Source organism: Amycolatopsis sp. cmx-11-12, from assembly GCF_046269425.1.
In the GTDB taxonomy this organism is placed as follows: domain Bacteria; phylum Actinomycetota; class Actinomycetes; order Mycobacteriales; family Pseudonocardiaceae; genus Amycolatopsis.
Map to the genome: position 1 here is coordinate 78,613 of NZ_JADNQM010000013.1, position 13,060 is coordinate 91,672.

Sequence of the window (13,060 nt, forward strand, 5' to 3'; positions counted from 1 at the left end):
ATCAGGCGCGGCGGACCGACATCGGGAGCCGGTCACGGATGCGAAGGGAAAGCATCGCTTCCGGAACGACGCGGTACCCGGGGGTTTTGACCAGCTTGAGCGCGCGGGTGACACTCGCGATGACGAAGACCGCTTCGAGCATGCCCAGGCTGTTTCCGACGCAGAAGCGGGGACCGGCGCCGAACGGGATGTAGGCGTACCGGGGCCGGTCGGTCGTGTTCGCCGGGTCGAACCGGTCCGGGTCGAACTTCGACGGCGCGTCCCAGAACGCCGGATGGCGGTGCAGCGTGTACGGACTGACGATCACGTCGGCCCCGGCGGGCACCGCGTAGCCGCCGACCACGTCGGCCTCCTGCGCGATCCTGGGCAGCAGCCACACCGGCGGGTAGAGGCGCATGACCTCTTCCACCACCGCCGCGGTGTAGGTCAGCCGGTGCAGGTCCGCGTAGACCGGCGGCCGGTCGCCCAGCACCTCGACCGCTTCGGCGTGCAGCCGCTCCCACACCTCGGGATGACGGTCGAGCAGGGCGAATGCCCAGCCGAGTGTGCTCGCCGTTGTCTCGTGCCCCGCCAGCAGCAAGGTGATCAGCTCGTCCCGCGCCCGTTGACCGGCGGTCAGCGGATCGTCGTCTTCGGCGGCGGAAGCGATCAGCCGGGTCAGGACGTCGTCGGCGCCCGGGACCGGGCTCCGACGACGTTCCGCCAGCAACCTGTCGGCGACTCCGCGCAGGTTGTCACGGGCCGCACGGAAACGGCGCTGCTTGGCCAGTGGCAGCCAGGACGGCACCAGGTTCATCGTCACGGCTTCGAACATCGCCTGGTTCTGCACGGCTTCGAACGAATGCCCCACCGCGTCGAAGCGGCCGAGGTCTGTGTCCAGCAGGGTCCGGCCGAGCACCCCGAGGGTCAGCTGGGTCATCTCCTGCAGGACGTCGACGGGTTCGCCGTGTTCGTGTGCCCTGAGCCTGGCCACCAGTTTCCCGGCCTCGTCGGCGACGATGTCCGCCTGCCGGGCGATGCGCTTGTGCTGGAAGACCGGTTGGATGGTCTTGCGCTGTTTGCGCCACAGGTCGCCTTCGCTGGTCAGCAGGCCGTCACCGAGTGCCCGTCGTGACTCCGCCAGGCCGATGCCCTTGTGGTAGTTCGCGCTGTTGTCCGCGAGCACGTACTTGGCGTAGTCCGGGTGGTTGAACAGGTACATCGCCTTCGGCCCGATGGCGATCCGCACGGCGTCACCGTGCCGCTCTGCCGCCGACGACATCAGTTCGAGCCGGTCGGTGAACAGCATCCTCAGCAAGTTGAGCGTGGCCCGGCGCGGTGGGCCTGGGGGTACCTCGCGCCGGACCACAAGCTTGGTGGTCATGTGCGCACAGCCGGGGAGTCGTCCTTCAGCCGCGCACCGGTCTGTCCGTTGCCGTTGCCGTTGCTGCTGCCGTTGCCTGACAGGGCCACGGCCTCGGCTTCTCCCGATCCCGCTTTACGCAGCTCCGCTTCACGCTGTGTCCTGGCCTTGTCGACGAAGTGCAGCGACCAGAAGAACAAACCGCGGATCAGGCAAACCGCCGCCGTGGCGAAGAAAAGGCCGTAAGCCACGTGGGCGACCATGAAGAAGCCGTAGAGCAGGGCGATGCCGGAGCCGAACGCCACCTGCGACGCGGGTTTCGAGGGAGTGGTGCCGGGGTCGGTGACCATGTAGTTGGTGAAGAGCACGAACGCGACACCGGTCATCATGCCGAGCGCCGCCGGGATGGAGGTGTCGAACAGCCAGCCTCGCACGATCGCTTGCAGGGCGAACGTGGCCAGCCAGGCCCCGATCAGCCACATCCGGCCGGTCAGCTTCGCGTTGAGGATGGTCCCGGAGATCAGGATGATCGCCACGATCAGCCAGCCGATCCAGGTGTCCACGTTCTCGGTGAAGTGGTAGGGCGGGGCGATGCTCGCCCACGGGAACAGCAGCAGGATGACGCAGATCCCGAGGTTCGATGGGTTCATGTAGTGCCGCAGCCGGCCGCGTACCGGCGCCCGCAGGATCCATTTCGCGCTGACCGCGACCACGACACCGAACACCATCACTTCGATGTGGTCATTGACGTAGGTCAGCATGTTGAGCGCGAGGCCGGTGATATGGGCCGGGAACAGGAACTCCATCATTCCCTTGGGGCCCCCGCCGGCGAAGCGGGTCGCCCGCCCTTCCATCCTCGCGCCGACGAGCTCCAAGACGATTTCGGTGGCGTAGGCGGTGGCCAGCGCGACCAGTGGCCACGACCAGGGTTGTTCGAAGCCCAGCAAGGTGTAGCCGAGGATGTTGAAGATCGTGATCGAGATGGCGAACCGCCGCAGGGCCGTGATCACTTTCGGATCGTGCCGCGGAGCGGTGCTCTTGCCGTTCTGGACGCCGTTCTTCGTGTGGGCGTCGGTTGCGTGCTCGGTCATGTCGGTCACCTCATTTCTTCAGGGGTTCGGCTTGCGCGCCGAGCCGCAGGTCGTGCCAGCCCGCGTTCAACGACAGGTCCTGCTGCCGTACCTGACCGGTGCGGTCGCGCCATTGCAGGTGGACCTGTACCGGCCCGGACACCTTTTCGCCGAGGCCGATGTGCAGCTCGTGACTGCGTTTGCCGGAGTGACCGCTGCCGCCGTCCACCCGGCCGATGAGCTTGCGCCCGTCCGCGGTGGTGACGGTCGCCTCGGCACCGATCACCGGCGAGCCGGTGGCGGCGGAAGGTCCGGCCGAGGACGGTGCGTCGTGGGAAAGCCGCAAGCCGAGGAAGGAGCCGGTGTCCGGACTGTCGTTGTGGTAGAAAACCGGCGCTTCCCACTGCCGGGCGACGGCGAGGTCGAGGCGGCCGTCACCGTCGGCGTCGCCGGTGGCGATGCCACGGGTGGGCACCGGTACGGCCAGTCCGAGCTTCGGCGCGAGGTCGGTGTAGCGGCCGTCGGAACCCTTGACGAAGAAGTGCAGCGTCTGGTCGCCGGCGAGGTCGTCGCCCGCCTTGAGATTGGGCCACCACAACGGATTGTCGAGCAGTCCGTCGTTCGCCGTCGCGAGTTCCTGAAGCTGCGGCCAGCGGTTGACCGCGCCCTTGACGAAGCCGGTGGCCTGCGCGATCGCCGGGTCACCGCTGTTGTCGAAGTCGGCGATCTTGACGTCCCAGCCCCAGCCGGACCAGGCGGTCCCCGCTTCCGTGCTGCGGTCGGCGTAGGGTGCCACGCCCTTGCTCATCTCGGCCCGCATCCCGGCGTGATCCTTGGCGTCGGCCATGAAGTGGAAGTTGCTTTCCTGGATGCCGAACGTGGTGGTGATGTTGCTGACGAACGCGTCGTTGAGGCCGTCGTGATTCAGGTCGCCGAAGTCCACGCCCATGCCCTTGAACGAGTCGTTGCCGAGCCTTTTGGACTTGGGCACTCCCGGGGTGTGCGCCCCGATCACGTCGGTGAAGGCGAACTGGCCGGGCTTGGACTGGTTGTACAGCAAGTGATCCGGGCCGAAGTCGTTGGCGACGTAGAGTTCCGGCAACAGATCGCCGTCGAGGTCGGTCGCGCTGGCCGCGAGCGACCAGCCGGTGTTCGCCAGCCCTGGCAGCACGTTGTCGAAGCTCTTGAAATTGGCGCTCGGCCGGTCGCCGCCGCTCGCCCCGGTCCAGCGGAACAGGTACTTGCCGCCGCTGTTGTGGGCGTGTGACATCGAGTGGTTCATCTCGACCCCGGTGCTCACGCGGTCGTCGAGCACCGGACCGTCGGGGAAGTAATTGCCGATGAAGATGTCCTGGTGCCCGTCACCGTCGAAGTCACCGACCGTGGCGGCGTTGGTGTTCCACAGTGGACCCGTGTAGCGCCCGGCGTCGGAGTTGTCGCCGGGGACCAGTTCGGTGGCCTGGTAGGTGGAGCCGTCGAGCCGGGTGGCGGTGGGCTTGGCGAGGTAGAGGATCGGCGTGCGGCCCCAGTAGTAGGCCAGCAGGTCCATCCGGCCGTCCTCGTTGAAGTCGCCGGGCACGCAGCCCATGGGCGCCATGATGTCGCTCGTCGGCAGCGGTGCCGGGTCCAGTGCGAACGGGGCGTAGCGGTCGCTGCCCGCGCCCGGCGTCGGGGTGATCACGACCTGATCGCTGCGCGGGTCGACCAGGCACAGGTCGTTGGCGCGGCGGTCACCGTCGAGGTCGTTCATCGCGACCGCCGCGCCGACCGAGGAGATCCACGCGCGAATGTGCTCGTAGTCCTTGTTCACCTTGCGGATGCTCTGGTGCTTGGCCGCGGCGGGCAGCGCGATCGTCATCGGGGTGAACGCGTACTTGCTCGCCATGCGGTCCTGATCGGCGGAGGCGGCCACCGGGAGGCGCACCAGCAGGTATCCGATCACCAGCAGCACCACCGCGAGGATGCCGGGTAGCTGCCTGCGCAGCGGGCCGAACGTCGTGGTCATCGGTCAACACCTTCCGAGAGAGACGAATTGGTCGGCTGTCTGCCGGCGCCAGATCTCGTAGGCGGCGACTCCGGCCTGCGGCTCGGCCGAGCCCGGGCGGGCGCGGACGGTGAGTTGGGCGGCCTCGTGCGGGTTCATGCCGCAGAGGATCTCGGTGGCGACGCCGGTGTGCGGGACCACCAGTCCCGCCCGGACGCGGGCTTCGGCGGCGAAGGCGCTGGCCTGCGCGACGAGTGGCCAGTGTTCGCCAGATCGCTTCCGCAGCAGCTGGAGTTCTTCCCTGTCCACGCCGCCCGCGTAGGTGGCCGCGAGGGCCGCTCCGCTGTAGAGGTCTTCGTGCCGCCGTGGCGCGAACCCTTCGATCTGGGTGCAGACCCGTTCGGCGTCCGTGCCGCAGACGAACCACAAAGCCCGCCCGATGCCCTGGTCGAGCACCCGGTTGGCATACGAGGCCGGTTCGTCCGGCCAGGAGAACGCGCTGTCGACGAACTGTTCCCCGACGTACTTGGCGGTGTGGAAGTAGGCCTGGTGGAACCCGTAGCCGTCGAGGAGGAGCCAGCGGAGCAACGGGTCGTACGCGGTGATGTCGGGCCAGAGGAACCGGGGAAGCCTCGCCAACGCCCACCCCACGCCGATGTAGGCCATGTAGACGTGTTGTGAGCTTCGGGCGGCCAGCGCGTCGAGGACCCGGCGGCCGCTGGTCAGGGGCAACGCGTCCATGACGGCGAAGCCCATCGCCGCGCCTTCGTAGGCGAAGCCGCGGAAGCGTGACGGCACCTGTTCCAGTTCGGTCTCCGCCTCGGCGACCGTACGAGCCTCCGCGGCGAATCCGTACCCGGTGAGGAATGTTCTACCCACGGTTTCCAGCAAGTCCTTGCTGGCCGCTGTCTTCACGTGAAATCCGCGTGTTTCGACCTGTGTCGCCTTGACACCTGGTGTCAGGATTTGTCGCCTGAGTGCTCTGAACATGGCGGCCAATGGATTCTCCGCTCGTGGACTGGAATGCGATTCGTTTTCGGGCAGCATGCTGATTCCGGTGCCGCTGGCACCGGGTTGACGTTTTCTGCTTTTCGGGTTTTCTACTTTTCGGAACGGGACAGCTTTTCCCGTGGCGTGGCCGGTTCCGCGAACCTGTCACGGATCCCGCGTCGCCAGAGTTCGTAGGCGGGCACGCCGTTCTCGCCGGTGGTGACGGCTGTCGCGCCCGCCACTTCGAGCAGTTCGCCGGGACTGCGGCCGGTCAAGGCCCTGCTGGCGACTTCGGTGTGCGGCGGGCTGTATCCCGCCAGTGTGCGGGCACTGACCGCGAAGACCGACCCCACCGCCACCGACGCCGCATGGCCGCCGGATGCCTTTCTCAGCGCGATCAGGCCGGGTTCGGCGCACCCGCCGGCGAAAGTGGCGGCCAGGCCCACGCCCGACCAGAGATCGGCGTGGCGCGGCTCGGGGAACCTGGTGACGGCGGCGGTCACCGCCTCCGGGGCCCCGCCGTGCATGAACCACAGCGCCCGGCCGATGCCCTGGTCCACCGCCCGGCTGAAGTAGTCCGGCGCCCCCTGCCAGGGATAAGGCTTGGGTACCTCCTGGCGGTCCACCCAGCGTTTCTTGTCGAAGTAGGCGAGATCGAACCCGTAACCGTCGACCGCCAGCCAGCTCATGGCCGGGTGGAACAGCGAGTCGTCCAGTGACGGCAGCACCTTCTTCCACAGCATTCTCGGCAGTTTCGCCATGGCGAAACCGATCCCGATGTAGGCGAGCAGAAGATGCGGTGCCCCCGGCCCCCGGAGGAGGTCGCGGGTGCGGTGCCCGCCGCCCATCGCGTCGAGCACGGTGAACGCCATGGTGGCTCCCTCGTAGGCGAACCCACGCATTTCCGGTTCGATCAGCTCGAGTTTGCGTTCGAGTTCCCACAGGCTTCGCGTGTCTATACCCCATTCGAATCCGCAGACGACCGCCTGCGGTATCGCTTCCAGCCTGCGGACGGCGTCGGAATCCGTCACGTCGAAACCGCGGGTGGCGAAGGAGACTTCACTCAGCGCGGGGGTCAGGACGAGTCTGCGCAGTGAACCTGATGTGGTGGGCATGGTTCCTCCTGATAAGCGATCGTGGCTCAAGCGGTCGGTGGCGTCATCTCAAGCCATGCCCGCTTCTTCGTTTTGATTCAATTGTCAGGAGCGCGTGCCACGTGGATGAACACGCGGGTGGCAGAAGGTGTTTCCGCGACAGGCGGGAACCGGGGGAAATGTCCCTTGTGTTTCGATGCGGCCGCCCCACTTCGCGCGGCCGAGTGATCCATGCTACCGACTTCCGCATTTGTTTCGAATGGTCGTCGCGAACAAGGGCAGACGTGAAGTCGTCGGGCAGGCGAACGGCCCAGCGGGGTCGCTTTCGGTGAGCATCGCCTGGTCAGGCCGCTCCGCCAAACGGGACGTCGTTGCAACCTTCGGGTGGGGGCGCCCGAAAAACGGGTGAACGGCGAATCCTTGTGTGACGCTCGGTCACTCGTCCGAGGAGATTGCTCCGAAGGGGTCCCGGGCGGTCGCCGCGCACACCAGAGGGTTTCGCGATTAATTCGAGAACATTTGTTGTGACTTGTCCGTCGTTTCGGTGGGCACGGCTGAAGGCGGAGGTTTCGCCTGCCTGGGGCAGACTGTGGACATCAGGGGTGCACGCCGCCGGTGAGTGTCGATCCGCCGTCGCCGCGTGCCGAATGGAATTCTCCGCACCGAGTAAGGGGATCCATGTTCTGCGTTCCATCGCGATTAAACGAATGCCGGCTGAGGCGGATCGATGGCGGTGGAACCGGCCGGTCAACGGGCAATCACCGTGGAGGTGGTGAAAGCGTGAGCAGCACCAGGATCGCGATCGTCGGTATCGGGCTGTGCTACCCGGACGCGGGCTCGCCCCGCGAACTGTGGGAGAACGTGCTGGCAGGACGCCGAGCCTTCCGGCGGCTGCCGGACGAGCGGATGAACCACGCGGACTACTACTCGCCGGACCCGGCGGCGCCGGACCGGTTCTATTCGGCGAAAGCCGCTGTACTGCGCGACTTCGAGTTCGACCGGGCACGCTACAAGGTGTCCGGTGGAACCTACCGCGCGACGGATCTGACCCACTGGCTCGCACTCGACGTCGCCGCGCAGGCGCTGACCGACGCGGGTTACGCCGACGGTGAGGGGCTTCCGCGGCAGTCGACGGGCGTCGTTCTCGGCAACAGTCTCACCGGGGAGTTCTCCCGCGCCAACATCATGCGGCTCCGCTGGCCGTACGTCCGCCGGACGCTCGCGGCGGCGCTGGCCGAGAAGGGATGGACCCCGGAGGAGTCGGGCGAGTTCCTCCGCGAGTTCGAAACCCGCTACAAGGAACCGTTCCCGCCGATCAACGAGGACTCACTGGCCGGGGGACTGGCGAACACCATCGCCGGCCGGATCTGCAACCACTTCGACCTGCGCGGTGGCGGCTACACGGTCGACGGCGCGTGCTCCTCCTCTCTGCTGTCCGTCGCCACGGCGGCGAAGGCGCTGGAGGACGGTGACCTCGACGTCGTGCTGGCCGGTGGTGTCGACCTGTCCATCGATCCCTTCGAGGTGATCGGGTTCGCGAAGACCGGTGCGCTCGCCAAGAGTGAGATGAAGGTCTATTCCAAGGACTCCAACGGTTTCTGGCCGGGGGAGGGGTCGGGACAGCTGGTGCTGATGCGGGAGTCCGACGCGATCGAGCAAGGGAAGCGGATCTACGCCACGATCACCGGCTGGGGCGTTTCCTCCGACGGCAAGGGCGGGATCACCCGGCCCGAGGCGGACGGCCACCGGCTCGCGCTCTCGCGCGCCTACCGCCGGGCGGGCTACGGGTTGGAGTCGGTCTCCTACTTCGAGGGGCACGGCACCGGGACCGCTCTCGGCGACGCCACGGAAATCGACGCGCTGTCTTCGGCACGCCGGGACGCGGGGCCGTCGGCCCGTCCGGCCGCGCTCAGCACCGTGAAGGGCAACCTCGGGCACACGAAGGCCGCTGCCGGGGTCGCCGGCCTGATCAAGGCGTCCCTCGCGGTGTACCACCAGGTCATCCCGCCGGGTACCGGGTTCGGCGAACCGCACCCGAAGCTGCTCGACGACTCCGCCGCGCTGTACCTGCCGCGCAGCCCCGAACTGTGGCCCACGAGCGAGCCTGTCCGGGCCGGGGTCTCGGCGATGGGCTTTGGCGGGATCAACACCCATATCGCGGTCGAGGAGCCGCGTGGTGTCACGCGCCGCGCCGAGCTGGACGGCTGGACCGCGAACGCCGCGGCCGGACGTCAGGACGCCGAGGTCTGGCTGTTCGACGCGGCCGACACCGCGGAACTGCGGGAGCGGATCGCGAGGGCCGCCGCGGTCGCGGGCAAACTCGCGTTCGCCGAACTGGCCGACGTCGCGGCGGTTCTGGCCGGTGAACTCACCGGCGCCGCCGTCCGCGCCGCCGTGGTGGCGGCGAACCCCGAAGAAGCGGAGAAGCGTCTTGCCGGTCTGCTCGACCGGATCGACGCGGGGGAGGTCACCGTCTTCGAACCGGGTGAAGGCATCTTCCTCGGCCAGTCGGCCCGCACACCGGCGATCGCCTTCCTCTTCCCAGGGCAGGGTTCGGGCAAGGGCACTGCCGGTGCTCTCCGGCGGCGGTTCGAAGAGGCCGACGAGCCTTTCGTGACGGCGGGGCTGTCCGGGAACGGCGACCAGGTCGCGACGCAGGTCGCCCAGCCGAGGATCGTGGCGGGAGCGGTGGGCGCGCTACAAGTGTTGCGGCGCCTCGGAATCGAGGGTGCTGTCGCGGCGGGGCACAGCCTCGGCGAACTGAGCGCGCTGCATTGGGGCGGTGCCATGGACACCGCGCAGGTGTTGCGTCTGGCCGCGGTGCGCGGCGAAGTCATGGCCGCGGCCAGCCGCGGTGGCGGCACGATGGCGGGTCTCGCGACCGGCCCGGACGACGCGGCACGGCTGGCCGAAGGCGAGGACGTCGTCATCGCCGGGTTCAACGGGCCCTCCCAGACCGTGCTGTCCGGCGCTGTCGCGGCGATCGAGCGGGTTTGCGCCCGAGCGGCCGCGGCCGGGGTCACCGCCACCCGGATCGCGGTCTCCCACGCGTTCCACTCACCGCTCGTCGCGCCCGCGGCCGAGGCGATGACCGAGCGCCTCGCCGAGTTCGACTTCGCGCCGTTGACCGGCCGGGTGATCTCCACCGTGACCGGCACGGCCCTCACCGCGGGGACCGACCTGCGGGCGTTGCTGCGCGAGCAGGTCCTGGCCCCGGTGCGGTTCCACCAGGCGGCCGCCGAGGCCGCGGGCCAGGCTGACCTGGTGCTCGAGCTGGGGCCCGGCCGGGTGCTCGGCGGCCTGCTGGCCGAGATCGCGCCGGACAAACCGGTGTTGTCCCTCGACACCGACAATCCGTCACTCGTCCCGCTGCTGCGGATCGTCGCGGCGGCGTTCACCGCGGGCGCGCCGGTGGACACCGAGGCGCTCTTCGAGGGCCGGGTCGTCCGGCCGTTCCCGCTCGACGGCGGGTTCACCTTCCTGGCCAGTCCCTGTGAGGAGGCCCCGGAGAGCTCGATCGGGCAGACCATGCTCGCGGAGGAAGCACCCGTCGAGACCGCCGTCCCCTCATCCGACATCGGCCGGTCGACGCTCGACCTGCTGTGCAAACTGGTCGCCGACCGGCTGGAACTCCCGCCCGACGTCGTCGGCCCGGACACTCATCCGCTCGACGACCTGCATCTGAGCTCGATCACGGTCGGCCAGCTGATCAACGACGTGACCAGGGAGCTGGGCCGTCCGGCGCTGGCCGCGACGACGAACTTCGCCACGGTGAGCATCGGTGAGCTCGCGAAGATGATCGACGAGCTGGCCGCGACCGCGCAGGCGGACGAGTCGCCGGACAACGCGGAGCCGCCCGGTGTCGCGACCTGGGTGCGGGCCTTCTCTGTCGGCGAAGTCGCCGAACCCGTCCCCGCGGCCGACGACGCGACGAGCGCCGGCCCCGGCTCCTGGACCGTTCACACGGTGGCAGGTCATCCCCTCGCCGAACCCGTGCGCAGGGCGCTCGAGGCCGCGGCCGTCGGCGAGGGTGTGTTGCTGTGCCTGCCGCCCGAGTGCGACGAGTCGCATTCGGGACTGTTCCTCGAAGCGGCACGAGCGGCGCTGGCCGCGTCCGCGGGCAGCCGGTTCGCGGTGGTCCAGCACGGGCTGGGTGCGGACGGGCTGGCCAGGACGCTGTTCCTGGAGTCGGGCACCACGCCGACGACCGTGATCACCTTCGACGACCCGGCGATCGCGGCCGAGGCGGCGGCAGCGCTGGTGGCCACCGAGGTCGCCGCGACCACGGAATACACCGCGGTGCGCTACGCGGCGGACGGCACCCGGACGGTACCGGCGCTCACCGCGATGCTGCCGGACCGGGCCGGACCGTCCCCTTTGGACGCCACCGACGTGGTGCTGGCGACCGGGGGCGGCAAGGGCATCACCGCCGAGTGCGCACTGGCCATCGCCATGGACAGCGGTGCCAGGCTGGCCCTGTTCGGCAGGGCGGCGGTGCACGAGGACACCGAACTCGCCGCGAACCTGTCCAGAATGGACGCCGCGGGAGTCGAGTACCAGTACGAACAGGTCGACGTCACCTCGGCGGCGGAGGTCGCGGCCGGGGTGGCCCGGATCAAAGCCGGCCTGGGTGCCGTCACGGCCGTTCTCCACGGCGCCGGGCGCAACATGCCGGCCGCGATCGGCTCGCTGACCCCGGAGGAGTTCAGCGCGACCTTGGCGCCGAAGGTCTCGGGGCTGCGGAACGTGCTGGCCGCGGTCGACCAGGACCGGCTCAAGCTGCTGCTGACCTTCGGCAGCGTCATCGGCCGTGCCGGTCTACGCGGGGAAGCGCACTACGCCACCGCCAACGACTGGATGTCCGAGCTGACCGCGCGGTTCCAGCGGGAGCACCCGCGGGCCAGGGCGCTCGCGCTCGAGTGGTCGGTGTGGTCCGGTGCGGGCATGGGGGAGCGGCTGGGCGTGGTGGAGGCGCTGATGCGCGACGGGATCACGCCGATCTCGACCGAAGAGGGAATCGCGGTGCTGCGCCAGGCGCTGGGCGACCCGTCGGCAGGACCGGTGCTGGTGGTTTCGGGCAGGCTTGGCGGGCTGCCGACGCTGAACCTGCCCCGCCCCGAACTGCCGCTGCGCCGGTTCACCGACCGGGTTCTCGTGCACTACCCGGAGGTCGAACTCGTCACCGAAGCCGATCTGAGCGCGGGCAGCGACCCGTACCTCGCCGATCATCTGCTCGACGGCGACTATCTGTTCCCGGCGGTGCTGGGCATGGAGGCGATGGCGCAGGTCGGCGCCGCGGCCGTCGGGCACCGGAGCTCGCCCCTGCTTGAGAACGCCGAGTTCCTGCGCCCGATCGTCGTGCGCCCCGGCGGTGTCACGACCGTCCGGTTCGCGGCGCTCGTACGGGACGCCTCGACGGTGGAAGTGGTCATCCGCAGTGCCGAGACGGGCTTCAGCGCCGACCACTTCCGGGCCACCCTGAGGTATCCGCGTCCCCGGCTGATGGCGGCGGTCGACGGGGCCGAGCCTGCTCTGCCGCTGGTCCCGGTGGAACCGGTCAGCGACCTCTACGGCGGGGTGCTGTTCCAGGGAAAGCGGTTCCAACGGCTACAGGCCTACCGGCGCGTCGGAGCGCGACGTGCCGTCGCCGAAGTCTCGACGAGCTCGACGTCGGCGTGGTTCGCGCCGTTCCTGCCGCAGGAACTGGTACTGGCCGACCCGGGCACCCGGGACACGATGATGCACGCTTTGCAGTGCTGCGTCCCCGACGCCACGTTGCTGCCCGAACGCGTCGACCGGCTCCATCTGTCCGAAGTGGACGACCAGAACACGCCGTACGTCGTTCTCGACGCGCGTGAGCGGTCACAGGACGGGGACAGCTACATCTACGACATCGACGTCCGCGACCAGGTCGGGATCCTGGTCGAACGATGGGAAGGCCTCAAGCTCAGGGCGGTCCGCAAACGCGACGGCGCCGGCCCGTGGGTGCCGTCGCTGCTGGGGCCGTATCTCGAACGCTCCCTCGAAGACGTGCTCGGGGGCGGGCGCACGGTGGTGATCGAACCCGACCCGGTCCGGACGGACGCGGGTCCGCCCGCGGAGCGGCGGGCGCAGACGAAGCTCGCCGTGAGCCGGGCGCTGGGCCGCCCCGTCCAGGTGCGGTACCGGCCGGACGGGCGCCCCGAGACCGACGGCGCGGTCATCTCGGCTTCCCACACCGCCGGGCTGACCATGGCGGTGGTGGGCGAGGGACGGCTGGGTTGCGACATCGAGACGGTTCTGTCCCGCGCCGAAGCCGACTGGGCGGGCCTCCTGGGGCCGGACGGCGTCGCGGTCCGCGACCTGCTGTGTTCCTTGTCGGCGGACGACGAGGCGGTGGCGGGCACCCGCGTCTGGAGCGCGCTCGAGTGCGTGCGCAAAGCGGGTTCGGCCGGTCAGGCGCTGACCGTGGACCGGGTGCTGCCCCAGGGCTGGACGGTGCTTTCCGCCGGCGACACCCGTATCGCCACCTGGGTGACGACGATCTCCGGGGTGGCCGAGCCGGTGGTGTTCGCCGTGCTGGTGGGGAAGGAGTGGTGAC

6 protein-coding genes are annotated in these 13,060 nt (G+C 69.2%); 1 reads left to right on the forward strand and 5 read right to left on the reverse strand.

Going from position 1 to position 13,060, the window contains the following annotated elements; all coding sequences use genetic code 11:
• Position 1: 1 nt before the first annotated feature.
• From ACLARN_RS19615 to ACLARN_RS19635, 5 genes are read right to left on the reverse strand one after another with little or no spacing between them, the layout of a single operon-like run.
• Positions 2–1,363 carry a cytochrome P450 gene (locus ACLARN_RS19615; RefSeq protein ID WP_409492872.1) on the reverse strand — a complete coding sequence of 454 codons (1,362 nt, stop codon included), beginning with the start codon at positions 1,361–1,363 and terminating at the stop codon, positions 2–4.
• Positions 1,360–2,433 carry an enediyne biosynthesis protein gene (locus tag ACLARN_RS19620; protein ID WP_409492873.1) on the reverse strand — a complete coding sequence of 358 codons (1,074 nt, stop codon included), beginning with the start codon at positions 2,431–2,433 and terminating at the stop codon, positions 1,360–1,362. Before ACLARN_RS19620 ends, ACLARN_RS19615 begins: the two co-directional genes overlap by 4 nt.
• Before the next feature lie 10 nt (positions 2,434–2,443).
• Positions 2,444–4,417 (reverse strand): CRTAC1 family protein, encoded by a 1,974-nt coding sequence (locus ACLARN_RS19625; protein ID WP_409492874.1) that lies wholly within the window; start codon positions 4,415–4,417, stop codon positions 2,444–2,446.
• A gap of 3 nt (positions 4,418–4,420) precedes the next feature.
• Positions 4,421–5,443, reverse strand: a complete 1,023-nt coding sequence (locus ACLARN_RS19630) for a DUF1702 family protein (RefSeq protein WP_409492875.1) — start codon at positions 5,441–5,443, stop codon at positions 4,421–4,423.
• A 53-nt stretch (positions 5,444–5,496) separates the two neighbouring features.
• Positions 5,497–6,501, reverse strand: coding sequence for a DUF1702 family protein (locus tag ACLARN_RS19635; RefSeq protein WP_409492876.1), 1,005 nt, complete (start codon positions 6,499–6,501; stop codon positions 5,497–5,499).
• Positions 6,502–7,260: 759 nt separating this feature from the next.
• Between ACLARN_RS19635 and ACLARN_RS19640 the strand changes: the two genes are divergently transcribed.
• On the forward strand, positions 7,261–13,059 hold the full coding sequence (locus tag ACLARN_RS19640) for an SDR family NAD(P)-dependent oxidoreductase (RefSeq protein ID WP_409492877.1): 5,799 nt from the start codon (positions 7,261–7,263) through the stop codon (positions 13,057–13,059).
• The last annotated feature ends 1 nt before the right edge of the window (position 13,060 follow it).

What these genes read in the sequence shown, in the direction of transcription:
- ACLARN_RS19615 (WP_409492872.1), bottom strand. Translation starts at nt 1,363, where the DNA reads ATGACCACCAAGCTTGTGGTCCGGCGCGAGGTACCCCCAGGCCCACCG.
- ACLARN_RS19620 (WP_409492873.1), bottom strand. Translation starts at nt 2,433, where the DNA reads ATGACCGAGCACGCAACCGACGCCCACACGAAGAACGGCGTCCAGAAC.
- ACLARN_RS19625 (WP_409492874.1), bottom strand. Translation starts at nt 4,417, where the DNA reads ATGACCACGACGTTCGGCCCGCTGCGCAGGCAGCTACCCGGCATCCTC.
- ACLARN_RS19630 (WP_409492875.1), bottom strand. Translation starts at nt 5,443, where the DNA reads ATGCTGCCCGAAAACGAATCGCATTCCAGTCCACGAGCGGAGAATCCA.
- ACLARN_RS19635 (WP_409492876.1), bottom strand. Translation starts at nt 6,501, where the DNA reads ATGCCCACCACATCAGGTTCACTGCGCAGACTCGTCCTGACCCCCGCG.